The following is a 25,388-nucleotide window of genomic DNA, read 5'->3' as shown; positions in this document are numbered from 1 at the left end:
CTTTTAGGATGAAAAAACACGAGAAAATTTCATGAAGGGCTATTTATACACTTGCGCAACAAGGCCGCAAGTGCCGTAATGAGCGAGATTGACGGGCTCGCGCCGTCGGGTCCATGCTGAAATCCAAAGCGGGGCAGTAGAGCGTATGTTGATTAGCCGGATGGACGTTCGACGAGCTGCCCTCGCCCAAATTGAGGTCTTCCGGTGAGCGCGGTGGAAGCTGCCGCAGTCTCATCCGGTAAGGCGCAGAACAGTGCAGCCGAAGCCATCCATGTCGAGAACCTGCACAAGAAATTCGGCCAGTTGCATGTTCTGAAGGGCGTCTCGCTGTCGGCGCGCGACGGCGAGGTGATCGCCATCATCGGTGGCTCCGGGTCCGGCAAGTCGACACTGCTGCGCTGCATCAACTGTCTGGAAAACCCCACCAGCGGCATCATCCGGGTCAATGGCGAGGAGATCAAGCTCAAGGCCGACAGCTACGGCCACACGGTGCCGGCCGACCGCAGGCAGATCGAGCGCATCCGCTCCAGGCTCGGCATGGTGTTCCAGAACTTCAACCTGTGGAGCCACATGACGCTGATCGAGAACGTGATCGAGGTTCCGGTGCATGTGCTCGGCGTCAAGCGCGACGAGGCGATCGCCCAGGCCGAGAAGCTGCTCGCCCGCGTCGGGCTCGCCGAAAAGCGCGATGTCTATCCGGCCTTCCTGTCGGGCGGCCAGCAGCAGCGCGCCGCGATTGCCCGCGCGCTGGCAATCAATCCGCGCGTGATGCTGTTCGACGAGCCGACATCGGCGCTCGACCCGGAATTGGTCGGCGAGGTGCTGAAGGTGATCGGCGATCTGGCGCGCGAGGGGCGCACCATGGTTCTGGTAACCCATGAAATGAAGTTTGCCCGCGAGGTCGCGACGCATGTCGTCTATCTCTACAACGGGCTGGTCGAGGAAGAAGGTCCGCCGGAACAGCTGTTCGGCGCGCCCAAATCCGAAAGGCTCAAGCAATTCCTCCGCAACGTCGGCTAGCGCCGGCGAGAAGCGGAGCGAAAACCGGGAACAACAACAAACTGGGAGTTGTGAAATGAAGACTGTTCTCAAGACTTTCGCCGCGGCGCTGCTGTTCGGCGTCGCAGCGATGGGGGTCGCCAAAGCCGACCCCGTCAAGGTCGGCGTCGCCGCCGAACCCTATCCACCCTTCACCTCGCCCGACGCCTCGGGCAAGTGGGTCGGCTGGGAAATCGAGTTCATCGACGCCGTCTGCGCCGAGGAAAAGCTCGACTGCGTGATCACGCCGGTTGCCTGGGACGGCATCATTCCCGCACTGACCACCAAGAAGATCGACCTTATCGTCGCCTCGATGACAATCACAGAAGAACGCAAGAAAACGATCGACTTCTCGGACAAGTATTACAACACGCTGCCGGCGATCATCGGCCCGAAAGACCAGAAATTCGGGTCCACGCCGGACGACCTCAAAGGCAAGGTCATCGGGGTCCAGGTGTCGACCACCCACGCGGCCTACGCCAAGAAGCACTTCACCGGGGCGCAGGAGATCAAGGAGTACCAGACCCAGGACGAGGCCAACCAGGATCTCGCCGCCGGCCGTCTCGACGCGGTTCAGGCCGATTCCATCGCGATGACGGAATACCTCAAGAGCGACCAGGGCAAGGCCTGCTGCGATATGAAGGGCATGGTCGCGCCGGACGACGAGGTGCTGGGGCCAGGCATCGGCGCCGGCGTGCGCAAGGAGGACACGGCGTTGAAGGAAAAGATCAACGCCGGCATCAAGGCCATTCGTGCCAACGGCAAATATGACGAAATCACGAAGAAATATTTCGATTTCGACATCTATGGCGGGCCTTCGCAGTCGAACTGACTTTTGCCCCATGAACAAGGGGCATGGCGCCAGCGCCATGCCCCTTCCTTCCCACGCATGCTCGCCGCCAGGCGTTGCCTGAGCGGCTTGCCAGCAATCCGGGGGCGAAGCTGATCGACGCCTTTCTTCCGGCCTCGGCGGCCGGCATCATCGAACTCCTGTCGCCCGTGCCGCCCGGCTGGGGCGGCAACCTCTTGCGCGGCCTGCTCCACTCCGTCGAGATCGCCATCGGCGCCACCTGCCTCGGCCTGTTGATCGGCACCAGCGGCGCCTATGGCAAGCTCTATGGCGGCCCGGTGACGCGCGATCTCCTGGCCGTCTACACGACCGTGGTGCGCGCCGTGCCGGAGCTGGTGCTGATCCTGCTGCTCTATTATGCCGGCACCGACCTCATCAATCAGGTGCTGGAGGCGATCGGCTACCAGCGCATCGACATCAGCGGGCTGGCGGCGGGCATTTTCGTCCTCGGCTTTGTCCAGGGCGCCTATTCGACGGAAGTCATCCGTGGCGCCATCCTGGCGATCCCGCAGGGACAGATCGAGGCGGCCCGCGCCTACGGCATGTCTCCGGGTCTGATGCTGAGGCGCATAACGCTGCCGGCGATGCTGCCCTTCGCCATACCCGGCCTTGCCAATCTTTGGCTGATCGCCACCAAGGACACCGCCCTGCTCGCGGTCGTGGGCTTCAACGAGCTGACGCTCGAAACCCGGCAGGCCGCCGGCGTGACCAAGGCCTATCTGATCTTCTATGTCGCGGCAGGCGCGCTCTATCTCGCGCTGACGCTGTTCTCGAACCTGATCATCGGCCGTGTCGAAGCCTGGTCGCGGCGCGGCATGCCCTCTGTCAAGGAGGCGCGCTGATGGCTGGTGAAGCCGCCGTGATCAATGTGGCGGCGCGCGCGTCGCTGTGGCTTCAACCGCACCGCGTCGTGCTGATCCTGATAGCGCTGGCAATGGTGTTTAGTGCGGCCTTCTTCATGCGCTGGGACTGGCTGCCGCAATATTGGCAATTGGGGCTCATCGGCATCTGGCGGGCGCTGTGGATCCTCGCCGTCACCTGCGCGCTGGGCTTCCTGCTGGCCGTGCCGCTCGGCCTGGCGCAGGCCGGGGGGCCGTTCTGGCTCGCTGCGCCGGCCAGAGTCTTCTGCACCATCATCCGGGGAACACCGCTGCTGTTGCAGCTGTGGCTGCTCTATTACGGGCTCGGTTCGCTGTTTCCGCAATATCCCTGGATCCGCGAGTCCTGGATGTGGACATATCTGCGACAAGCCTGGCCCTATGCCGTCGTGGCGCTGACGTTTTCCTTCGCCGGCTATGAGGGCGAGGTGATGCGCGGGGCCTTCGCCGGCGTGCCGAAAGGGCAGCTCGAGGCGGCCCGCGCCTTCGGGATGAGCCGCTGGAAGATCTTCCGCCGCATCTGGCTGCCGCAGGCCTTTTACCGCGCGCTGCCGACGCTGACCGGCGAAACCGTGCTGCAGCTGAAGTCGACGCCGCTGGTGGCGACGATCAGCGTCATCGACATCTTCGCCGTATCCTCCAAGGTGCGGCAGGACACCTACCTGACCTACGAGCCCTTGCTGCTCCTGGCGTTGATCTATATGGCGATCACCGGCATTCTCGTCTTCGCCTTCAGCAGGATCGAGGCGCGGATTCCCGTTAAGATCGGGTAGTGAATGGTGAATGGTGAATGGAAAAATAGTGAATAGGCCTTCGGTTCGCCTTAGCTATGGCTTCTCACTGTCCCCATTCACCATTGACTATTCACCATTCACCAGAGGCACCATGCAACTCAGTCTCGACCAGGCAACAGGACTGTGCCGGATGGCGGCGCTCGGCGCTGGGGCAAATGAGGAGGTTGCCCAGTCGCTGGTCGCTTCGATCATCGCTGCGGAGGCCGAAGGGCTCACCGCGGTCGGGCTCGCCCATTTCATCGACTATCTGGAAGCGATCGAGGCCGGCCGCATCGACGGCAATGCCGATCCGGTCGTCACGCGGCCGGCGCTCGCGGTCTATCTCTCCGACGCCCGCGGCGGGCTCGCTCATACCGGCTTCGACCGCACGATCGGCGATCTCGCCAAGGCGGCAAGGCTGTTCGGCGTCGCCATCTTCTCGCAGAAGAACGCCTATACCTGCGGCGCGCTCGGCTATTTCACCGGACGCCTGGCCGGGCAAGGACTGGTTTCCTTCGCCGCCACCAACGGGCCGGCCGTGCTGGCAGGCTCGGGCTCCGTCAAGCCGGTCTACTGCACCAATCCGATGTCCTTTGCCGCCCCCGCCGCCGACGGGCCGCCGCTCCTCATCGACCAGTCGTCGAGCGCCACCGCCTTCGTCAACATCCGCAAGGCGGCCGAGGAAGGCAGGAAAATCCCCGAGGGATGGGCGCTGGATGCGAGCGGCAATCCGACCACCGATCCGGCGGCGGCGATGAAAGGCGCGATGCTCGCTTTCGGCGGCCAGCGCGGCGCCAACATCGCATTGATGGTCGAGGTGCTGGCGGCGGGTATTTCCGGCGCCAACTGGTCGGTCGACGCGCCGTGGTTCACCGGCGGGCCAGACAGCCCAGGAACCGGTTTGTTCGTGCTCGCGGTGGAACCCAAGCTGCTCGATCCGGATTTCGAGCGCCGCATGCGGGACCAGCTCGACCGGCTGCGACGGCGCTACGGCGTGCACATCCCCGGCCGCGCCCGCGCCGAGGCAGCGGAGAAAGCGACGGCGCGCGGCGTCGACGTGCCGAAGGCAGTGGTGCAGCGCATTTCCGAGTTCGCTGAGCGCTATTCGGCCTGATCGAGACGACAGACAGCAAAAAGCTGGGCGTTTCTTCGCGCAGCCGCTGAACCTTTTCCTGTCCCATTGCGACCCATTTTCGGCACCTCACAACGCGAGCCGCACGGGGTGGGCGTGGGTTGCGGCTTGCGGTTGGTGGCGCCGCGCCGGGCGTCCAGGGCCGCGGGCGGGCGTGCTTGCTTCACGCCGCCTTGATGCCGTCTCAGGTCAGGCCGCCTCGTTGGTCCTGTTTCGGCGCGAGCGTTGCCCGGAAAACCCCGCTGCGGCGGGGTTTTCTGTTTTCCTCATAGCAGGCGGCAAACCGCCTTCCGGGCACGGACAAAAACAAAGCCGCGGTGACCCCCGGTCGCTCTTTGCCTTTGACGCGAAACCGACTAAGAAGCGGCTTCAGCCAAGCTTTTGCGCGGAGCCAGCCATGACCGAAATCCTGCAGACCCCGAAGCTGATCGTCGTGTTTGGCGGCTCGGGCTTTGTCGGCCGCCATGTGGTGCGCGCGCTGGCCAAGCGCGGCTATCGCATCCGCGTCGCCTGCCGGCGGCCAGACCTTGCCGGGCACCTGCAGCCGCTCGGCAATGTCGGCCAGATCCAGCCGGTGCAGGCCAATGTGCGCGTGCGCTGGTCGGTCGACCGTGCCGTGCAGGGCGCCGATCATGTGATCAATCTGGTCGCCATTCTGCATGAGACCGGCCGGCAGAAGTTCAACACCGTGCATGATTTCGGCGCGCGCGCCGTGGCGGAAGCCGCACGCTCGGTCGGCGCCGGCCTCACCCATATCTCGGCGCTCGGCGCAGACGCAAACTCGCCGTCGAGCTACGCACGCACCAAGGCGCTCGGCGAGAAGGCCGTGCTGGAAACGGTCGAAGATGCGGTGATCTTCCGGCCGTCGATCAATTTCGGGCCGGAGGACAGCTTCTTCAACCGCTTCGCCAACATGGCGCGCTACTCGCCGGTGCTGCCGCTGATCGGCGGCGGACAGACCAGGTTCCAGCCGGTCTATGTCGGCGATGTCGCCGAGGCAGTGGCGCGCTCGGTCGAGGGCAAGGTCAAGGGCGGCCAGATCTACGAGCTTGGCGGGCCGCAGGTGCTGACCTTCAAGCAATGCATGGAGGAGATGCTGAGCGTAATCGAGCGCCGGCGGATGCTGGTGCCGGTGCCGTGGTGGATGGCGAACATCCAGGCCTCGATCCTCGGCCTGCTTCCCAACCCGCTCTTGACCAAGGACCAGGTGCTGCAGCTGCGCGAGCACAATGTCGTTTCCGAATCCGCCGCCAAGGCGAACAGGACGCTCGGCGGCCTCGGGATCCAATCGCAGTCGATTGCAGCGATCCTGCCCAGCTATCTCTGGCGCTTCCGTGCGGCCGGCCAGTTCCAGCAGCGCAAGCCGATAGCCGACCGGTAATTCCGGAGACGGAATACCGCTTCACGTTTTTCCTGGAATTGCTCGGCTCAGGCGCGGCGCGAAACCAGCATCGGCAGGCCACCCTGCGGCTGCGTGGTCAGCTTCTGCACCGGCCAGGGCCGGGTTTCGGATGTGACGTCGAAGCGGAAGCGCGACAACAGGATCGCCAACGCAATGATCGCCTCCTGCATGGCGAAGCTGGCGCCGATGCAGACACGCGGGCCGGCGCCGAACGGCAGATACTGGAAGCGGTCGATTCGGTCGCGGTTGTCCGGATGGAAGCGCTCCGGCATGAAGGCGTCCGGCCTGTCCCATAGCTTGCGGTGGCGGTGCACGACCCAGGGCATCACCAGCACGGCGGCGTATTTCGGGATGGTGAGGCCGTTCCAGGTCTCCGGCTCGATCGGCTCGCGGTTGATCGAGGGGGCCGGCGGATAGAGCCGCAGCGCCTCCTCGAAGGCGGCACGGGTGAATGGCATGGCGTCCAGCCATTTCGTCGGATCGGGCTCCCTTGCCAACACCGCGTCGATCTCGCGCTCGACCCTGTCGCGCTCCCAGAGCGCCTCGGCGAGGCAATAGAGCGTCCAGCCGAGCGCGCGCGCCGTGGTCTCGTGGCCCGCGCCGATGAAGGTGATGATGTTGTCCTCGACTTCCGCGCGCGTCAGCCCGTCCGGCCCCTCGGCTCTCAGCAGGAGCGTCAGGAAATCCTGCGGCACGCCGTCGGGATCGCGCCGCATGCGCTCTTCACGCATCCTGACCGTGCTGGCGACGATGTTGCGGAAATAGGTCATGGTCTTGCGGCCGCGGATGCGGGTGAGACGCGGCAGCCACTCCGGCGCGCGCAAAAGGTCGAGCGGGTCGACCCGGCCCATGGTCTCGAACAGCCGGTCGATCTCCTTGGCGAAGCTGCCTGGCTCGCCGGCAATCTCGCCGGAAAACAGCGTCTCGGCCAGGATGTCGAAGGTCAGCAGCGTCATGTCATGGGCGATGTCGAACGTGCCGCCGGCCTCGTAGCGGCTGACGAACTCCACCGTGCGTTTCAGCATCGGCTCGGCAAAGCCGAAGATGTGGCGGGGCGTGAAGACCGGCGCCATCGCCTTGCGCGAACGCTTCCACACCTCCCCCTCTGCGGTCAGCAACCCGTCACGCAGGATCGGGCGCAGGATCATCTGGCGCACCGTCGCCATCTTGTAATTCCTGGCATTGTCGACCAGCACGTGCCGGATGAGGCCGGGATGGTTGGCGATGACCAGCGGCCCGCCGATGCCAGTCACCGAGATCCAGGGCTCGTTGTAGGTCGGCTCGCCCCACAGCTCGAGCGGGTTGCGGTAAACGATGCGCATCATCTCCAGCGTCGAGGGCGGCGAGGTGCGCGGCCTCGGCGCGGGCGGCACGAAGGGGACAGGTTTGGTGTCCATGGCATGCTCCGCTGGCACCGCGAATGTAGTGCGCTGCAAGGCGGCCGTCCATGTGACCGAACCGCAAGGGCGCCGAGCGCAATAGGTTGGCAGGAGCGGTAGGATCGTTGTCATGCTTCTCGACCGCAGCTTCTATTGCCGCCGCGTCAGTCGGAATCTCCCAACTCGATGGTAAATCAGATCGGGGCAGCCCAGTCACTGGCACTGGATTCTTCTGGACGTAGAGCGGCGACGATACCAGCGGCAATTTCGATTAGACTGCTGATGGTGTCATCGGACATCGATGTATCTCTACCTTCAGACAGAATGTCTCTTATCCGGTGATACACAGTTGTGCAATCATGGCCGTCGGTTGCGCCTCAACCACTCGGGGGTCGACTATCTGTGTCCAAGTTGGTGTGGGGCGCAAAAACTACTATTGGATGTCTTCTAGATAAACAAAAACTGGATTAACCTAGAACTCATTCCTGACTTGGGAGGATTCATGGGTAAGAGAATTATCGTGTGTATCGATGGCACATGGAATAATGCAGCAAGCCAAAGCGGCAGTGGCACAAACATCGATGCGATATACCAGTCTCTGTCAAAAAGAGATCAAGCAAAGAACTATTTCCATGGCGTGGGCGAGCATGCAGGGACTCTCGGAAGGTGGGTGTTTGGGGCTACCGGAAAGGGTGTCTTTCAAACCGCCAGAGAGGCATGGAAATGGGTGGCAGGTAACCATGAAGACGGCGACAAGATTTACATCTTTGGCTTTAGTAGGGGTGCGTTCGCCGCGCGGCATCTTGCTGGAATGATCGTCAGACATGGCCTGAAAGGATGGCAAGGCAACATCGAAGAAGAATTTAGGAAATGGCGGGTCTCCGTGGCAAAGCCATGTACCCTCCCACGTGCCGAGGTATATTTTCTCGGCCTGTTTGATTGTGTGCCAGGCAATCAGATATATGTACTAAAAGACGGCTCTAGTCATCTTAATCGGCCCCAGCTGGAGCCCGGAATCAAGCATTTTCGCCACGCAATGGCTATCCACGAGAGGCGCTGGTCGTTTAGGCCGATACTATTCGAAAATACGGGCAACCAAGAGACCTTTGGGCAGGTCTGGTTTCCTGGTTACCACAGCGATGTCGGGGGAGGGGCTAATGTAGCTGGGGGCTTGGCGAGCGTGAGCCTTTGGTGGATGTTGCGGGAGGCTTACGGAATGGGCTTGGAATTTGACAACATAGGCTGTGGTCATCTTCATAAGTATGGGCACGCTCTTGGCGTGATATGCAGTGCTGACCCCGATGAAAAGCCGGTTTGTTCCGACTATTTGACAACAAGATTGGGCCTCAAATACGAAAGGTCAGGTTTGGGCCCGACCGTCGGCCCACCATTTTCAGAACTCGTCGATTGTCCTCGCTGTGGTACGGAAATGTTCGACGTCTTTCTTACGGTCCCGGGCCGGAGGTGGTTAGAGTCAAAGGGACTCCTTCGCAGCAGTACCGCGTGATGTTGCGACAAGGTCCGGGAGAGGCTGCTCGCCAAGCCGTCAAAATGCCCGCAAACCTTGGAAAACCCGCCATTTGCGCCTATATCTAGGACATCAAAACGGCGCGATTCGGGGTCATTTTTCTGCGCCGAGCCAGCAGCATCAATCAGACAGGTTTTCATGAGCGACCAGACCGAAGGCGCCAGCGGCGCGGAAGCCGAGTACGGCGCCGATTCCATCAAGGTTTTGAAGGGGTTGGATGCCGTCCGGAAGCGCCCGGGCATGTATATCGGCGACACGGACGACGGATCGGGCCTGCACCACATGGTCTATGAGGTGGTGGACAACGCCATCGACGAGGCGCTGGCCGGCCACGCCGATCTCGTTTCGGTGACGCTCAACCCCGACGGTTCAGTGACCGTTATCGACAATGGCCGCGGGATTCCCACCGATATCCATCCCAGCGAGGGCGTCTCGGCAGCCGAAGTCATCATGACGCAACTGCACGCCGGCGGCAAATTCGACCAGAACTCCTACAAGGTCTCGGGCGGCTTGCACGGCGTCGGCGTTTCGGTGGTCAATGCGCTCTCGGCCTGGCTGAAGCTCAAGATCCGCCGCAACGGCGAGATCTTCGAGATGGGCTTCACGCACGGCAACGCCGATGCACCGCTGAAGGTGACGGGTAGCTACGAGCAGGAAAGGCGGCCCGGCACCTATGAGGGCCGCAGCGGCAGCGAGATCACCTTCTTCCCGTCGGCCGACACCTTCAGCATGATCGAGTTCGACTACAGCACGCTGGAGCATCGGCTGCGCGAACTCGCCTTCCTCAATTCCGGCGTGCGCATCGTGCTGAGCGACGCCCGCCATGCCGACCTCGTGCGCCACGAGCTGCATTATGACGGCGGCCTCGAGGAATTCGTCAAATATCTCGACCGCGTGAAGAAGCCGCTGATCGACAAGCCGATCGCGATCCGTGCCGAGCGCGACGGGATCACCGTCGAGGTGGCGATGTGGTGGAACGACAGCTACCACGAGAATGTGCTGGCGTTCACCAACAACATCCCGCAGCGCGACGGCGGCACGCATCTGGCCGGCTTCCGCGCGGCGCTGACGCGGCAGATCACTGGCTATGGCGAGTCTTCCGGCCAGACCAAGAAGGAAAAGGTCTCACTGACCGGCGACGACTGCCGCGAAGGCTTGACCGCGGTGCTGTCGGTGAAAGTTCCCGACCCGAAGTTTTCCTCACAGACCAAGGACAAGCTGGTCTCGTCCGAGGTTCGTCCGGTCGTCGAAAGCCTGGTCAACGAGGCGCTCGGCACTTGGCTGGAAGAGCATCCGGCCGAGGGCAAGGTGGTGGTCGAGAAGGTGATTCAGGCGGCCGCGGCGCGCGAGGCCGCGCGCAAGGCGCGCGACATAACCCGCAAGAGCACGCTCGGCGTCACCTCGCTGCCCGGCAAGCTTGCCGACTGCCAGGAGCGCGACCCGGCGAAGTCGGAAATCTTCATCGTCGAGGGCGATTCGGCCGGCGGCTCGGCCAAGGGCGGACGCTCGCGCCAGAACCAGGCCATCCTGCCGCTGCGCGGCAAGATCCTCAACGTCGAGCGCGCCCGTTTCGACCGTATGCTGTCGTCCGACATGATCGGCACGCTTATCACCGCGCTCGGCACCTCGATCGGCAAGGACGAGTTCAACGCCGACAAGCTGCGCTATCACAAGATCATCCTGATGACCGACGCCGACGTCGACGGCGCCCACATCCGCACGCTGCTGCTCACCTTCTTCTTCCGGCAGATGCCGGAGCTGATCGAGCGCGGCCATCTCTACATCGCCCAGCCGCCGCTCTACAAAGTGACGCGGGGCAAGAGCTCGCAATACCTCAAGGACGAAGGGGCCTATGAGGAATATCTGATCGACTCCGGACTGGAAGAGGCTTCGCTGACGCTGGCTTCCGGCGAGGTGCGGACCGGACAGGACCTGCGGGGCGCCATCGACGACGCGCTTGCGGTGCGGCACCTGATCAACGGGCTGCATACGCGCTACAACCGCAGCGTTGTCGAGCAGGCGGCGATCGCCGGCGCGCTCAACGCCGACGTGCTTGCCGATCTGGGGCGCGCCAATGCCATGGCCGAACGCGTTGCCAGGCGGCTTGATCTCATCGCCGAGGAGACCGAGCGCGGCTGGACCGGGCATCTGTCGACTTCCAACGACGGCGCCGGCGGCTATGTGTTCGAACGCATGGTGCGGGGCGTCAAGGAATACGTGCAGCTCGACGCCGGGCTGATCAATTCGGCCGATGCGCGCCAGCTCGATCGTTATGCCTCGCGCTTGGCCGAGATCTACAGCGAACCGCCGGTGCTGCGCCGCAAAGAGCTCTCCGAGATCATTTCGGGCCCGCTGGCGCTGCTCAACGCGGTGTTCGCGACCGGCCGCAAGGGCCTGACCATGCAGCGCTACAAGGGCCTTGGCGAGATGAACGCCGAGCAGCTCTGGGAAACCACGCTCGACCCGAATGTGCGCTCGCTGCTGCAGGTCAAGGTCGCCGACGCCACCGATGCCGACTCCCTGTTCTCGCGGCTGATGGGCGACGAGGTCGAACCGCGGCGCGAGTTCATCCAGGACAATGCGCTGTCGGTGGCCAATCTGGATATCTGACCAGGATCCAGGCATTCGAAGCGTGTCGGCTGAATGCGTTGAGCCTGACGCGCTTTGGCGGAGGCGAACCAGCTTGGGACCCGCGATATGAAGCGCGTTATCGACATTGGCCTGCCGGATGTCGGCCGGCCCTTGGAATGGGTCATATTGGCCGATGGTATACTCTACGCAACTCTGTTGCCGGTGTACCCAGATGGCAGCTTCGAAACCGGCGACATCAAGAAGCAGACCGAGATTACCTTAAATCATCTGCGGAGCGCTGTTGAGGCGGCAGGCGGCTCACTCGACGATGTCGTGCAAGTCCTCGTCTACATGCCCTACGCAGAAGACTTCGCGGGAATGAACGAGGTTTACGCGCGTTACTTTTCGAAACCCTATCCGCAGCGCGCGACTCTTTTGAGCAAGCTCGTCATCCCCGGCGCTCGTATCGAAATCGTTGCCTATGCTCATATAAATGTCGCCGAACGAAACTGAAGCACGCCTCGCTCTGTTCAGCCCGAGGCGTTTGCGGTGAAAATTCCCGCTTGACCTGGAGCTGCTCCAGCTTGGTAGCCTGACGCAAGATCTGCAGGCTATGGGCGACATATGCTTATCTCTGAGGCGGCTTCTGCGAGCGGGCTGACTATCGACACCATCCGCTACTACGAGAAATTGGGCTTGCTTCCAAAGATCGCCCGAAGGCGGGACGGAAGGCGTGACTTCTCGGCCGAGAATGTCGACTGGCTCATACTACTGTCCTCGCTGCGCGAGACGGGAATGCCGATGGAGCGGATGCGATATTTCGCGCAGCTCTATCGGAGGGGTGACGAAACCCTGTCCGAACGCAAGGCGGTTCTTCTCGACCACGCTCAGCACTTGGATATGCGGCGTGCTGGGTTGGATCGCTGTGCCGAGCTGCTTGCCTACAAGCTCAGACGGTATGACGAGATGACAGAGGCAGTGTCATGAGAATTATCGTCGTGGGCGCCGGAGGCGATATCGGGAAAGCGGTCTGCAGCGAGTTGGGCTGCCGGCACGAGGTCATCAAGGCAGGACGGACGAGCGGCGACATTCAGGTCGACATAGCCGACCGCGCATCGGTCGAGGCCATGTACGCCAAATGCGCCCAGGTGGACGCCGTCATCTCGACCGCTGGCAATGTCCATTTCGGAGCGCTTGGCGAATACACCGAAGAGACCTTCATGCTGGGCCTGCGCGATAAGGTCATGGGACAGGTCAATTTGGTGCTGGCAGGGTTGGCTGCCGTAAGCGACGGAGGCTCATTCACTTTGACAAGCGGAGTGCTCGACCGCGATCCCATTCGCATGGGAACGGCGGCAGCAACCGCGAATGGCGCCCTCGGAGCCTTTGTCCTCGGCGCGGCGATCGAGATGCCGCGCGGTCTGCGCATCAATGCCGTAAGCCCCGGACTTCTTGATGTGTCCGTGCCGAGATATGGCGAATGGTTCCCTGGCCATGAGCCGGTTTCGTCGAAACGGGTGGGGCTTGCCTATGCAAGAAGCGTGGAAGGAGCCATCACCGGCAAGGTGATCATCGTCGGGTAGTCGGCGAAGCTCCGATGATCAACAAGCCGGGGTGAAAAGCGGAGTTCGGCGCGCGACTGGCGCATCCCGCCGGCGGTCTCGGAACGTAAGAAGCCCGGCATCGGCCGAGCTTTGGAATTTGATGCATGGCCGACAACCTTCTGCAGAAGGTTGCGGCCGATCAGTGATCGAAGGCCTTGACGATTTCTTCCGTCATCTTCTTGGCGTCGCCGAGCAGCATCATGGTGCCGTCCTTGTAGAACAGCGTGTTATCGATGCCGGCATAGCCGGAGCCGAGCGAGCGCTTGACGAACAGGCAGGTGCGGGCCTTGTCGACATCGAGGATCGGCATGCCGTAGATGGGGCTGCTCTTGTCATCGCGCGCGGACGGGTTGGTGACGTCGTTGGCACCGATGACGTAGGCAACGTCCGCCTGTGCGAACTCGGAGTTGATGTCCTCCAGCTCGAACACCTCGTCATAAGGCACATTGGCTTCGGCCAAGAGCACGTTCATATGGCCGGGCATGCGGCCGGCGACCGGGTGAATAGCGTATTTGACCTCGACGCCGTTGGCCTTGAGCTTATCGGCCATCTCGCGCAGCGCGTGCTGTGCCTGGGCGACCGCCATGCCGTAGCCGGGCACGATGATGACCTTTTGCGCGTTCATCATCAGGTAGGCGGCGTCGTCGGCCGAGCCCTGCTTGACGGTGCGCTCGATGCCGTCGTCGGCTGCCGCAGCGGTCTCGCCGCCGAAGCCGCCCAGGATGACCGAGATGAAGGAGCGGTTCATGCCCTTGCACATGATGTAGGACAGGATCGCACCGGAAGAGCCGACCAGCGCGCCGGTGATGATCAGCGCGAGGTTGCCGAGCGTGAAGCCGAGCGCCGCTGCCGCCCAGCCGGAATAGGAGTTCAGCATCGACACCACGACCGGCATGTCGGCGCCGCCGATCGGGATGATCAAGAGCACGCCGAGCACCAGCGAGGCGGCGACGATCAGCCAGAAGATGAGCTTGGATTCGGTGGTGACCAAAAGCACGATCAGCACCACCAGGGCGACGCCGAGCGCGATGTTGATGAGGTGGCGACCGCCGATCATGATCGGCTTGCCGGACATGCGGCCGTCGAGCTTCAGGAAGGCGATGACCGAGCCGGTGAAGGTGATGGCGCCGATGGCGACACCGAGGCTCATCTCGACAAGCGCCTGCGCATGGATGTCGCCTGCGGTGCCGATGCCGAAGCTTTCCGGCGCGTAGATGGCGGCGGCGGCCACCATGACGGCGGCGAAACCGACGAGCGAGTGGAAGGCTGCGACCAGCTGCGGCATCGAGGTCATGGCGATGCGGCGCGCGGTGACGGCGCCGATGCCGCCGCCGATGGCGAGGCCCAACACGATCAGGCCGAAACGGCCGGCGGATGGGGTCGCAAGCGCCAGCGTGGTGGCGATGGCAATGCCCATGCCGATCATGCCGTAGAGATTGCCCTGACGGCTGGTGGTCGGATGCGACAGACCGCGCAGCGCCAGAATGAACAGGATGCCGGAGACCAGATAGAGGAAGGAAGCGAGATTGACGGTCACGTCACTTATCCTTCTTCTTGTACATGGCGAGCATGCGCTGGGTGACGAGGAAGCCGCCGAAGATGTTGACCGAGACCAGCACCAGCGCGACGAAGCCGAAGCCCGCTGCAAGGCCGGAGGCAGCAATGCCGATGGCAAGCAATGCGCCGACGACGATCACCGAGGAGATGGCGTTGGTGACGGCCATCAGTGGCGTGTGCAGCGCCGGCGTCACCGACCACACGACGTAATAGCCGACGAAGATCGCCAGCACGAAGATGGCGAAGCGGAAGACGAAGGGATCGATGACGCCGCCGGAGAGAGCATGCGCGGCACCGCCGGCAGCGTCCGCGGCGGCGGGGGCGTTGGCCAGATCCTGGACCGCAAGGCGAACGGCGGCGGTGGCCTGATCGAGCTGGTCGAGGGCTTTCTGCAGCTGTTCCATCACGCTGTCCCTTTTGGCTTGGCGGCAGACTTCTTCGCCGTTGTCTTCCTAGCAGCTGGCTTCTCGGAGGCGTCGGCGACGATGGTCGTGGCCGGGATCGCGGCCGGTTCGGTGCGCGGCGCCTCGACCGCCCTGGCGAAGTTCGGATGCACGACCTTGCCGCCGTCGGTCAGCATGGTCGCCTTGACCAGTTCGTCGTCGCGCTTGATGGCAAGCTCCTTCGTCGCCTTGTCGACCATCGTTTCGAGGAAGGCATAGAGGTTCTTGGCATAGAGCAGCGAGGCGGACGCTGCGACGCGGCCGGGCACGTTGAGATGGCCGACGATCTTGACGCCGTTTTCTGTCGTCACGACCTTGCCGGCCTCCGCGCCCTCGACATTGCCGCCGCGCTCCACCGCAAGGTCGACGATCACCGAGCCCGGCTTCATCGAGGCGACCATGGCGGCCGAGACCAGCTTCGGCGCCGGACGGCCGGGGATCAGCGCCGTGGTGATGACGATGTCTTGCTTGGCGATGTGCTCGGCGGTCAGCGCCGCCTGCTTGGCCTGGTATTCCTTCGACATTTCCTTGGCGTAGCCGCCCGCCGTCTCGGCCGCCTTGAACTCCTCGTCCTCGACCGCCAGGAATTTCGCGCCGAGCGACTGCACCTGCTCCTTCACAGCAGGACGCACGTCGGTGGCGGTGACCACGGCGCCGAGCCGGCGCGCGGTGGCGATCGCCTGCAGGCCGGCGACGCCGACGCCCATGATGAAGGTCTTGGCCGCCGGCACGGTGCCCGCCGCCGTCATCATCATCGGCAGCGCGCGGTCATATTCGGCGGCCGCATCGACCACTGCCTGGTAGCCGGCGAGATTGGCCTGCGAGGACAACACGTCCATCACCTGCGCGCGGGTGATGCGGGGCATGAACTCCATGGAAAAGGCGGTGATGCCGGCCCTGGCCATCGCGGCAAGCGCCGCATCGTTGCCATAGGGATCCATGATGGCGATGACGGCAGCGCCCGACTTATAGCCCGTCAGCTCGCCGTCGGTCGGCCGGCGCACTTTCAGGACCACGTCGGCCTTCTTGGCGTCGGCGGCCGTTCCGATCGTGCCGCCGACAGCGGCAAAATCCTGATCGACGATGCGCGAACCGAGGCCGGCGCCCTTCTCGACGACCACATCGAAGCCGAGGCCCACCAGGCGCTTCACCGTCTCAGGCGAAGCCGCGACGCGCGGCTCGTTCGGGTCAACCTCACGAGGGATGAATACCGTCTGTCCCACCGCATGATCCTTTCGGCTGGAACCTGTTTGCGCAAGGCGTGCGCCGGGTTTCCCGGCGGGACGTCATTGGCAATGGGCTTTGGAAATCTATCGCAGAATGAAGGCGCCGGCGGCCATGATCAGCATGAACAGGATGGTCGCCGAGAAGAAGCCGCCAACGAAGAAGCCGAAGGCCATCGCCACGAGCAGGGCGACGCAGACGAGCGAGCCGTATTTGGCGAGCGCCAGGAAGGCCGCGTAGGTGCGGTCGTGCTCGGCATAGTCCATCTTCGCGCCCAGTTCGACAGGACCGGTCGGCGTGTGTTCGGCCATTAGGAGTACCCCTTCGAAGATATCTTCGAGGCACATAGCGAAAAGCCGAACGGAGAGCAATGGCGCTATTGCCGCACAGCAGGCGACAACAGCGTCAAACGAAAGTTGAAATTGGGGAGAGGACGGCGACCGGCGTTATGCGCCGCGATTCCTCGGTCTTTCAGGCCGCGAGATGCGGGAAAAGCCCGAGCAAGCCGACGACGATCAGGTAGAGCGCGACGATGTAGTTGAGCAGGCGCGGCATCACCAGGATGAGCACGCCGGCAATCAGCGAGATCAGCGGCGTGAGCGCGAGCGAATGGATGGTCATGTCGGTGTCCTTTCGAGGATTGCTGCCTGCAAGGCAAGTTGCCCCGCCCCCAAACGCGGATCGCGCCGGAAAGCTCCGCTGGGGCCATCACTCAGCCGTGAGGTCTCAGGCCGCCTCGTGGAAGTATTTTGCCGTCGGCAGGATGGTCAGTGGCGCGAGTTCGCCGGCATTGGGAGTGTCGAACAGCATGCGCTGCTCCATCGGCGTCGAACGGAAGAAAGGGAAGCGCGAGAAGGAGCGTTCGCGAATGGCCGCGACATTGGCGCGATAGAGCACGACTTGATAATTCAGGCCCGGGTAGTCTCGGAGCTCGCCGATCTGTTCCGAACAATAGATGCGGCGGTAGAATCCGGCATGTTCCGGCCGGATGGTAGAGAGGCAGTAAGGCGCATCGAAATAGAAGCACGCCATGCCGGCAAGTCTGAGCGTCAGGTAAGGAATTTGTGGGTATACGCGCGACCAGTCCGGATCAGCAGCGAAGCGGCTCGGGTCGACGAAATGCGCGCCGGCCGCGAGCATTGGCCGCAATATGTCGCCATAGACCGTCGTCGAAGGCGATTGCGGCGTCGCGCTGCAGGCATGGTGAATGCGCAGCGTGCTTACCAAAGTTCCGTCTATGTAGATGCCAAATTTGGAGCAGTTCTCTGCTTCGTCGAGATCGTCATGAACGATGTGGGCGGGATTTTCCGGCACCATATCGCTCATGCGGTAGGATTTGTAGCGCAACCTATATATGTCTTCGAGGTCTTCGCCCTTGTCGCAACGGCGATACTCGGTCCGCTCCAGGATTGTTGCGACATGACGGGCGAAACTCGATGTGTTGTAAGACGCATCTACTTCGCTTGCGCTCGCACGTTGGCGAAGCGCACTCATCTGCGCATCCATGCACTGTCCCCGTAAACTGCCGCCGCGTTGCAACCCTACGACAGGGCGGCAGGATGTAAAGATGAAAATGAGACAGAGGTCGTTTACCGAGGGTTAAGGTTAATATTCGGTAAAATTGCAATAAAATGCCGCGCTTTGGCGCAAATCTAGCGGCGTGCCGCTTTTCCGGCTGTCTCGATGTCCTTGGCGAAAGGCCAGACTGTGGTCGACATCGTCTCGATACCGGATGCGCTCAGCGCCGAGCCGAACAGGAAACCCTGCACCAAATCCGGTTTGACCTCCAGCGCCAAGATCTTGAGTTGTTCGAAGGTTTCTACGCCTTCGACCGTCACCGCGAGGCCGAGCGGCCGCGACAGACTGACGATGCCGCGCAGCAACTCCAGCGATCGGATGTTCTGGGTAACGTCGATGAGAAAAGAGCGGTCGATCTTGATCTTGTCGAGCGGCAGCTTGTGCAGATAGCTGAGGCTCGAATAGCCGGTGCCGAAGTCGTCAAGCGCAATGCGCACGCCCAGCTGCTTCAACTCCTCGATATACTGTCTTGTCAGCGACTTGTCGTCGAGCAGCGCCGTCTCGGTGACCTCGATCTCGAGGCGCTGGGGCGAAAGGCCCGAGGTCACCAGCGCATCCCGCACTTTGTGCACGACGTCGCGGTTGCGGAAATCCCTGGCCGAGAGGTTGACGGAAACGCTGGTTTGCGCCGGCCACTTCGCGCATTCCGCGCAGGCCGCCTGGAGCACGAAGCTACTTATCTCGGAGATAATGCCCATCTCCTCGGCCAGCGGGATGAAGATGCCGGGTGAAATCGGCCCGAGGTCGGGGTGATCCCAGCGGCAGAGCGCTTCGCAGCTTGCGATGCGCATCGAGCTCATCGCCACGATGGGCTGGTAGACGACCCGCAGTCCCTTGTTTTCAATGGCAGCGCGCAGATCGGCCTTGATCAGCTGGCGATTGCGGAAGGCGGCATCCATCGATGCCTCGAACAGCCGCCAACTGTTCTTGCCAAGCTCCTTGGCCTTGTAGAGGGCAAGGTCGGCTTTGACGATCATGGCGTCGACATCGGTGTCCCTGACCGTCGACAGCACCGCGCCGCCGCTGGCCTGGATGCGCAGGCCGTGGCCGGCGACGTCGACCTCGCCCTGCAGGTCGGCGAAAATCTCGTCCAGCAGGTTGTTGAGGTGGCTTTCGTCCTCGATACGATCGAAATAGATCATGAACTCGTCGCCGCCAAAGCGGCTGACATTGATGCCGGATCCTGCGATCGCCGAGAGCCGTTCGGCCACAGCGTAGATCAGCCCGTCGCCGACCGGATGGCCAAGCGTGTCGTTGACGCTCTTGAAGTCGTCCAGGTCGAGCACGGCGAGGCCGCAGAGCCGGTCGCGATCGCCGGAGGCCATCGCCTCGCCGACCAGCTCGTGGAAATAGGCGCGGTTCGGCAGGCCGGTGAGGTTGTCATAGCGCGCCATGAAGCGGATCTTTTCCTCCGCCTCGACACGGGCCGTCACGTCCTCGAAGGTGATCACGCCGAGTTCCTGGCTGCCTTCGCGCGCCGAGAACTCGTAGTGCTGGCCGTTGGCCAGCGAGACCAGCACCTTGCGGTCGCGCCCTTCGCGCAAAGCGCGCGTCAGCTGCGCCTCGATGTAGCGGCAGTCCTTCGGCGCCAGCATGCCGCCGGCCACGCCGCGCATCAGCAGGCCATGGATCGATCGCCCCAGCAGGGCATCCGCCGATCTCAGCGACATCAGATGCGCCGCCTCGGCATTGGCCACCGCAACGCGTCCGTCAGGCCCCAGCATGACCAGGCCATGCGACATGGTGTTGAGCGCGCGATTGAAGCGCTGGGCTATGCGACTGGCCTTCTTTTCCTCCGACAGCGCAGCAAAAAGCACCTCGCGGACCATGTCCGCGAAGCGCTTGATGGCGAACAAGAAAGGCGCCGATAGGAGACCAAGAATGAAATGGTATGGGTCCCCGCGCAGGATGAAGCCCAGCGAAATCGGCCAGGTCATCGTCATGATGAAGATCATGACCATGCGGGGAGAGCCATAATTGCGGCCGGCGATCGATGTGGCTGAAGCCAGGGTCACGCAGACGGCGGAGATCTCCGCGAAATTGTCATGCGCCAAATAGATGCCAACAAAACAGAAGGCACCCAACATCAAGCCATGCATCGAACCGTAGAGAATGTAGTCGTTCTCACGGCGGCGGGCTTCTTCCCAGTTCTTCGGCGAGGGCGCATTGCGGTATTTGCTGATGTTTCGCAGGCGAAGGAAAGCCACCGTCAGCAGTCCTGCGGCAACAGCGATGTAGGTGGGCTCCTTGGTCTTCCAGTAAACCAGGAAGACCAGCAAGGTCTGGGCGAAGAATCCGATAGATAGCGTCAGACCGTCGCGAAACAGGGTTTCCACGAACGGGATGTAGACGTCGACCGGGATCTCGTTTTTTCTTCGCAGATTCACGCCTGAATCCCAACCCTTGGGAGCCAAGGAGTGTCATATCCGCCTTAAGAAAGGTTTAGAGGGAGCTTTTTTGCCCCCGCAGTCAAGCGGGTTTCCGCAATGCAGGGTTGGGAATTTTAGCTTCAGGTAAATAAGCCGTATCGATCATTCCGCAGCCTGCAATTCCGGGCTTTCAGGCGTTTTTTGCAGACGCTCCAGCAGCCTGGAACGCTCGGCTGCCGCCACCTCGGCACTGGCCTGCCGGACATGGCCGTAGCCGCGGACGAGCGCAGGCACGGAGGCAAGCGCAGCGGCGGCTTCGATCCTGCCCGGCGCCAGCGATGCGGCGATCAGGCCAAGATCGGCCTCGTACTGCGCCAGCAGCTGCCGTTCCATGCGCCGCTCGGCGGTTCGGCCGAAGACGTCGAAGGTCGTTCCACGCAAGCCCTTCATCGCCGCCAGCAGGCGGAAGCCCTTCATCATCCACGGACCGAAGCTCGATTTCCTCGGGCTGCCGTCATTGCCGCGGCGGCCGAGAATTGGAGGCGCCAGGTGGAACTCGAGCTTGTCATAGCTCTGGAACTGCCTGGCGAGATCGGCGGCGAAGGAGCCGTCGGAGTAGAGCCGCGCCACCTCGTACTCGTCCTTGACGGCCATCAGCTTGAACAGGTTCTTCGCCGCGGCCGCGGTGACGGCGGTCGAGCCCGGCACCGCCTTCGCCTCGGCTTTGCGCAGCGCCGCGATCCTCTCGGCATAGCGCTTGCCGTAGGCGGCATTCTGGTAGGCGGTGAGGAAAGCGACGCGCCGGGCGATCATGGCGTCCAGCGTCTCGGCAGCCGCCGGCGCGGTCTTGCCTGACTGGCTGACCAGGCCGCGCACATAGTCCGGCTGATGCGCGGCGCGACGACCCCAGCGGAAGGCGGCGACATTCATCGCGACCGCTTCGCCGTTCAATTCTATTGCTCTTTCAATGGCTTGGGCCGACAGCGGCAGCCCGCCATGCTGGAACGCGAAGCCCAGCATGAACATGTTGGCCCCGAGCGAATTGCCGAACAGCACGGCAGCGGTGCGGGTGGCGTCGAAGAAGTGCGACTTTTCCTCGCCGGCCGCCGCGCGGATCGCCTTCTTCAGGCGCTCGACCGGCAGCGAGAAATCGGCGGAACGGGTGAATTCGCCGGGCATGATCTCGGCGGTGTTGGCGAGGAACATCGTGTGGCCCTCGCGCACCGCCGCGAGCACTTTCTTGGCCCCGGACACGACGAGGTCGCAACCGAGCACGAGATCCGCCTTGCCGGCCGAAACGCGGATGGCGTGGATGTCCTCCGGGGTGCGGGCAATGCGGACATGGGTGAACACTGAGCCACCCTTCTGGGCAAGGCCCGCCATGTCGATCATGCCGCAGCCCTTGCCTTCGAGGTGGGCAGCCATGCCGAGCACCGCGCCTATGGTGACGACACCAGTGCCGCCGACCCCGTCGATGATCGCCGCCCAGCCCTGCTCGTGAAGCGCAAACTCGGCCGGAGCGGGGACGCCGGCGAGCGGATCGTTGCTGCCGGCGACACCCTCGGCCTTCCTGATCTTGCCGCCATGCACCGTGACGAAGGACGGGCAGAAGCCGTTGAGACAGGAAAAATCCTTGTTGCAGCTCGACTGGTCGATCCTGCGCTTGCGGCCGAATTCGGTTTCGACAGGCTGGATCGAGACGCAATTGGACTGCACGCCGCAATCGCCGCAGCCCTCGCAGACCAGTTCGTTGATGAAGACGCGGCGGTCGGGGTCGGGGAAGGTGCCGCGCTTGCGGCGACGGCGCTTCTCGGCGGCGCAGGTCTGGTCGTAGATGAGCACCGAGACGCCGCTGACATCGCGCAGCTCGCGTTGGACAAGATCGAGGTCGTCGCGGTGGTGGATGGTGATGCCGGTCGGAAAGTCGGCCGTGCCGGCATATTTGCCCGGTTCGTCGGTAACGACGGCGATGCGGCCGACGCCTTCGGCGCGCACCTGCCTGGCGATCATGTCGACGGTCAGGCCGCCCTCGTGCGGCTGGCCGCCGGTCATGGCGACGGCGTCGTTATAGAGGATCTTGTAGGTGATGTTGGCACCGCTCGACAGCGCGAAGCGGATCGCCAGCAGGCCGGAATGGTTGTAGGTGCCGTCGCCAAGGTTCTGGAAGATGTGGCCGCGCTTCGAGAACGGCGCCTGGCCCACCCATTGCGCGCCCTCGCCGCCCATCGCCGTGAAGCCGACTGTGTTCCTGTCCATCCAAAGCGCCATGAAATGGCAGCCGATGCCGGCGGCGGCGAGCGAGCCTTCGGGCACCTTGGTCGAGGAATTGTGCGGACAGCCGGAACAGAAGAACGGCGTGCGCGAGCCGATGTCGACGGTGTCGGCGAGCATGGCCTGGAACTGGCGCAGTTTCGCCACACGTGCGGCGATCTCCTCCGAGCGACCGACGGTGCGCAGGATGCGCTCGCCGAGCGCAATCGCGATCTCGTTGGGATCGAGCGCGCCCTTGGCCGGGAACAGCCAGTCGCCACGCTCGTCCTTCTTGCCGATGATGACCGGCTGCATGGCAGTGCCATAGAGATTTTCGCGCAGCTGCAGCTCGATCAGCGAGCGCTTCTCCTCGACGACGACGATGGTGTCGAGGCCGCGCGCGAAGTCGGCAATGTGCTGGAGATCGAGCGGCCATGGGCAGCCGACCTTGAACAGGCGGATGCCGATGCGGTTGGCGGCCTGTTCGTCGACGCCGATGTCGTCCAGCGCCTGGCGGACATCGAGATAGCTCTTGCCGATGGTGATGACGCCAAGCTTCGGATTGCGGCCGCCGGAATAGACGATGCGGTTCAGCCCGTTGGCATGGATGAAGGCGGAAGCGGCGGCGCGCTTATGTTCGTGCAGCCGCTCCTCCTGCCCGAGCATGTCGATCTCGTGGCGGATGTTGAGACCGCCGGGCGGCATGTCAAAGTGAGGAACGACGATGTTCAGCCGCTCCAGCGAGGCGTCGACCGAGGCGGTCGATTCGATGTTGTCCTTGACGCATTTGATCGCCGCCCAGGTGCCGGCGAAACGCGACATGGCAAAGCCGTAGAGGCCGTAGTCGATGATCTCCTGGACACCGGCCGGGTTGAGGATCGGCACCATGGTATCGACGAACAGGAATTCTGTGGCGTGCGCGTTGGTCGAGGATTCGGCCATGTGATCGTCGCCCATCAGGGCGAGCACGCCGCCATGCTTGGAGGAGCCGGCGAGGTTGGCGTGGCGGAACACGTCGCCGGAACGGTCGACGCCCGGCCCTTTTCCGTACCAGACCGAGAAGACGCCGTCATGCGTGCCCTCGCCGAGCAATTCGGTCTGCTGCGATCCCCAGCAGGCGGTGGCGGCGAGTTCCTCGTTGAGCCCCGGCTGGAAGACGATATCAGCCTGCGCAAGCTGCTTCTTGGCCCTCCAAAGCTGCATGTCGAGGCCGCCGAGCGGCGAACCGCGATAGCCTGAGACGAAGCCCGCGGTGTTGAGGCCGGCGCGGCGGTCGCGCTCGCGCTGCATCAACAGCATGCGGATGACGGCTTGCGCGCCGGACAGGAAGATGCGCTCCTTGCCAAGGTCGAACTTGTCGTCGAGCGCGACGTCATGCAGCGTCATCAGGTATTTCCTTCGCGGAGGCGCGCGGAATCACGCGGCCTTCCTCGGAGTGCCATGCCGCAGTCTTTCTCCGCTTGCTAGAGAGGTCAAACGAAATCGCAGGGGCCAAGCCAGACGCAACAAGCGGTCCGCTCGGGGCTCGTGGGAGCACAGAACGACAAGGCCGACGCCACGCGCAAGCAAGAAAATTCCAGGGGCCGCGGCCTCAGGCAGGCTTGGGGCAGTCAGGCTTCGGCTCGTCGGGCAACTTGCCGTCGGGATGGCCGACCATGTCCTTGTTGAGCTCGTAGACCGGGCCGATCACAAGTGGCCTGTCGGGCAGCACCGATTGATCCATCGAGGAGGTCAGCGTGGTCTCGAAACTCTGCAGCAGCTTGCCATTGGCATCCTCGATGCGGATCGAGACCGAATAAGGCTTGTCCTTCACCACGCATGTCAGCGGCGGGCTGGTGAGCGTGACATGCGGCAGCTTCGGCCAGATCTTCTGGTTGACGATGATCGGGTCACCGCCGGCCGGGTTCTGGAAGCTAACCACTGCGACCTGGCCCTCGCCCATCGGCCGCAGCGGGTTGAGGGTTATGACATAGGTGGCGATGCCAAGCCGGTAGTTGAACTCGAACAGCTTGCCGGAAATGGCGAAGAGCTGCTCCTTGCCGGAATCGCGGCAAGCGCCGAGCACCGTCGCCGCAAGCAAGGCCGTGCCGACAACCACCGAACGGACGAACTTTCTAGACATTGCCTGCCTCCCTGGCCACCGTGCGGCGGCGATAATGGCGATTTGCCTTCTGTCTGTTGCCGCACACCTTCATGTCGCACCAGAGGCGGCTGGAGTTGCGGCTGCGATCGACGAACAGCCAGCTGCAGTTGGGACAGATCCTGAGCCTGGCCACCGTCTCGTCACGCAGCAGCGACAGCGCCGAGACGGCGAGCGCCGCCTCGAATGCAATCGGCGTCGCCGGATCACCGAATGGCCGCCCGGGCGCGCCGACCTCGGTCGAGCTGCCGGCCAGCCCCGCGGCGCAGGCCGACAGGAAAGCCGGCAGATCGACGGTGGCAATGGCCCCTTGCGCAACGGCATGGCGGAACAGTCGGTCGGTAGCCTCGCGGATCGACAGCACGAGCGGTGCAATCCGGTCGGGCGCGCCCGCTTCCAATCGCCGCCCGCCGAGCTCGGCGGCGCGAAAGCCGCTGGCCGCCTGGGCGAAACGTACGATCTCGGCCGGATCGTCGAAACGGTCGAAAGTCTTTTGCGGATCGTTGCGCAGCACCACCGTGTTCGCCGCGTCGAGCGCGAGAATGCCGCCGGTGAAGCGATGCGGGGTCCAGGATACAGTCATGGTGGAAATCTAACCGATAAAACCTATTTGACAAGTTAGATTCCGAATGCAACGCTCCCATCGGGGCCGGATCGCGCGGTCCCGAGGAT

At 63.1% G+C, this 25,388-nt stretch carries 21 protein-coding genes and 1 pseudogene; 11 read left to right on the top strand and 11 right to left on the bottom strand.

What is annotated here, in order from left to right; translation table 11 throughout:
• The first annotated feature begins 204 nt into the window (after nucleotides 1–204).
• The 6 genes from EN818_RS16120 (at nucleotide 205) to EN818_RS16095 (ending at nucleotide 6,052) form a co-directional block, all read left to right on the top strand.
• Nucleotides 205–1,020, top strand: a complete 816-nt coding sequence (locus EN818_RS16120) for an ABC transporter ATP-binding protein (RefSeq protein WP_095806743.1) — start codon at nucleotides 205–207, stop codon at nucleotides 1,018–1,020.
• A 55-nt stretch (nucleotides 1,021–1,075) separates the two neighbouring features.
• On the top strand, nucleotides 1,076–1,870 hold the full coding sequence (locus tag EN818_RS16115) for a transporter substrate-binding domain-containing protein (RefSeq protein ID WP_095806744.1): 795 nt from the start codon (nucleotides 1,076–1,078) through the stop codon (nucleotides 1,868–1,870).
• A gap of 194 nt (nucleotides 1,871–2,064) precedes the next feature.
• On the top strand, nucleotides 2,065–2,730 hold the full coding sequence (locus EN818_RS16110) for an ABC transporter permease (protein WP_165350079.1): 666 nt from the start codon (nucleotides 2,065–2,067) through the stop codon (nucleotides 2,728–2,730).
• Nucleotides 2,730–3,539, top strand: a complete 810-nt coding sequence (locus tag EN818_RS16105) for an ABC transporter permease (RefSeq protein WP_095806746.1) — start codon at nucleotides 2,730–2,732, stop codon at nucleotides 3,537–3,539. The genes EN818_RS16110 and EN818_RS16105 overlap by 1 nt, the downstream gene beginning before the upstream one ends.
• Before the next feature lie 112 nt (nucleotides 3,540–3,651).
• Nucleotides 3,652–4,653, top strand: coding sequence for an Ldh family oxidoreductase (locus EN818_RS16100; RefSeq protein WP_095806747.1), 1,002 nt, complete (start codon nucleotides 3,652–3,654; stop codon nucleotides 4,651–4,653).
• A gap of 415 nt (nucleotides 4,654–5,068) precedes the next feature.
• On the top strand, nucleotides 5,069–6,052 hold the full coding sequence (locus EN818_RS16095) for a complex I NDUFA9 subunit family protein (protein WP_095806748.1): 984 nt from the start codon (nucleotides 5,069–5,071) through the stop codon (nucleotides 6,050–6,052).
• Between the two features lie 47 nt (nucleotides 6,053–6,099).
• Here EN818_RS16095 and EN818_RS16090 read toward each other — a convergent pair whose 3' ends face one another.
• On the bottom strand, nucleotides 6,100–7,470 hold the full coding sequence (locus EN818_RS16090) for a cytochrome P450 (RefSeq protein ID WP_095806749.1): 1,371 nt from the start codon (nucleotides 7,468–7,470) through the stop codon (nucleotides 6,100–6,102).
• A 484-nt stretch (nucleotides 7,471–7,954) separates the two neighbouring features.
• On the opposite strand from EN818_RS16090, the gene EN818_RS16085 reads away from it, so the two are divergent.
• From EN818_RS16085 to EN818_RS16065, 5 genes are all read left to right on the top strand, one after another.
• On the top strand, nucleotides 7,955–8,959 hold the full coding sequence (locus EN818_RS16085) for a DUF2235 domain-containing protein (RefSeq protein ID WP_095806750.1): 1,005 nt from the start codon (nucleotides 7,955–7,957) through the stop codon (nucleotides 8,957–8,959).
• Between the two features lie 159 nt (nucleotides 8,960–9,118).
• Nucleotides 9,119–11,590, top strand: a complete 2,472-nt coding sequence (gyrB, locus tag EN818_RS16080) for a DNA topoisomerase (ATP-hydrolyzing) subunit B (RefSeq protein WP_095806751.1) — start codon at nucleotides 9,119–9,121, stop codon at nucleotides 11,588–11,590.
• Nucleotides 11,591–11,677: 87 nt separating this feature from the next.
• Complete coding sequence (locus tag EN818_RS16075; RefSeq protein WP_095806752.1) at nucleotides 11,678–12,064, top strand: RidA family protein; 387 nt, start codon at nucleotides 11,678–11,680, stop codon at nucleotides 12,062–12,064.
• 111 nt (nucleotides 12,065–12,175) lie between these two features.
• Nucleotides 12,176–12,538 carry a MerR family transcriptional regulator gene (locus EN818_RS16070; RefSeq protein WP_095806753.1) on the top strand — a complete coding sequence of 121 codons (363 nt, stop codon included), beginning with the start codon at nucleotides 12,176–12,178 and terminating at the stop codon, nucleotides 12,536–12,538.
• The gene (locus EN818_RS16065) at nucleotides 12,535–13,134 is read left to right on the top strand and encodes a short chain dehydrogenase (protein ID WP_095806754.1); all 600 of its coding nucleotides are present in this window, start codon (nucleotides 12,535–12,537) and stop codon (nucleotides 13,132–13,134) included. Before EN818_RS16070 ends, EN818_RS16065 begins: the two co-directional genes overlap by 4 nt.
• A 160-nt stretch (nucleotides 13,135–13,294) precedes the next feature.
• Here EN818_RS16065 and EN818_RS16060 read toward each other — a convergent pair whose 3' ends face one another.
• The 10 genes and pseudogenes from EN818_RS16060 to EN818_RS16015 all read right to left on the bottom strand — a co-directional run bounded on the left by EN818_RS16060 (nucleotide 13,295) and on the right by EN818_RS16015 (nucleotide 25,299).
• Nucleotides 13,295–14,692, bottom strand: coding sequence for an NAD(P)(+) transhydrogenase (Re/Si-specific) subunit beta (locus tag EN818_RS16060; RefSeq protein WP_095806755.1), 1,398 nt, complete (start codon nucleotides 14,690–14,692; stop codon nucleotides 13,295–13,297).
• A 1-nt stretch (nucleotide 14,693) separates the two neighbouring features.
• Nucleotides 14,694–15,116, bottom strand: a complete 423-nt coding sequence (locus EN818_RS16055; protein WP_095806756.1) for a proton-translocating transhydrogenase family protein — start codon at nucleotides 15,114–15,116, stop codon at nucleotides 14,694–14,696.
• Complete coding sequence (locus EN818_RS16050) at nucleotides 15,116–16,378, bottom strand: Re/Si-specific NAD(P)(+) transhydrogenase subunit alpha (RefSeq protein ID WP_095806757.1); 1,263 nt, start codon at nucleotides 16,376–16,378, stop codon at nucleotides 15,116–15,118. Before EN818_RS16050 ends, EN818_RS16055 begins: the two co-directional genes overlap by 1 nt.
• A gap of 87 nt (nucleotides 16,379–16,465) precedes the next feature.
• Nucleotides 16,466–16,690: an aa3-type cytochrome c oxidase subunit IV gene (locus tag EN818_RS16045; RefSeq protein WP_095806798.1), complete on the bottom strand. Its 225-nt coding sequence runs from the start codon at nucleotides 16,688–16,690 to the stop codon at nucleotides 16,466–16,468.
• Between the two features lie 160 nt (nucleotides 16,691–16,850).
• Nucleotides 16,851–17,000, bottom strand: a complete 150-nt coding sequence (locus EN818_RS16040; RefSeq protein ID WP_095806758.1) for a DUF3096 domain-containing protein — start codon at nucleotides 16,998–17,000, stop codon at nucleotides 16,851–16,853.
• 105 nt (nucleotides 17,001–17,105) lie between these two features.
• On the bottom strand, nucleotides 17,106–17,873 hold the full coding sequence (locus EN818_RS16035) for a hypothetical protein (protein WP_245420375.1): 768 nt from the start codon (nucleotides 17,871–17,873) through the stop codon (nucleotides 17,106–17,108).
• Between the two features lie 158 nt (nucleotides 17,874–18,031).
• Nucleotides 18,032–20,344 carry an EAL domain-containing protein gene (locus EN818_RS16030; RefSeq protein ID WP_135904783.1) on the bottom strand — a complete coding sequence of 771 codons (2,313 nt, stop codon included), beginning with the start codon at nucleotides 20,342–20,344 and terminating at the stop codon, nucleotides 18,032–18,034.
• Nucleotides 20,345–20,488: 144 nt separating this feature from the next.
• A pseudogene (locus EN818_RS16025) lies at nucleotides 20,489–23,971 on the bottom strand (indolepyruvate ferredoxin oxidoreductase family protein); the annotation flags it as partial.
• A 196-nt stretch (nucleotides 23,972–24,167) separates the two neighbouring features.
• Entirely contained in the window at nucleotides 24,168–24,698 is a 531-nt protein-coding gene (locus EN818_RS16020) for a hypothetical protein (RefSeq protein WP_095806762.1), read from the bottom strand.
• Complete coding sequence (locus EN818_RS16015; RefSeq protein ID WP_095806763.1) at nucleotides 24,691–25,299, bottom strand: CGNR zinc finger domain-containing protein; 609 nt, start codon at nucleotides 25,297–25,299, stop codon at nucleotides 24,691–24,693. Before EN818_RS16015 ends, EN818_RS16020 begins: the two co-directional genes overlap by 8 nt.
• Nucleotides 25,300–25,388 lie beyond the last annotated feature (89 nt).

It is taken from the genome of Mesorhizobium sp. M3A.F.Ca.ET.175.01.1.1 (genome assembly GCF_004791945.1).
Lineage (GTDB): Bacteria > Pseudomonadota > Alphaproteobacteria > Rhizobiales > Rhizobiaceae > Mesorhizobium.
The sequence above is the reverse complement of the archived record's forward strand: the minus strand, read 5'-3'. Positions and strand labels throughout refer to the sequence as shown.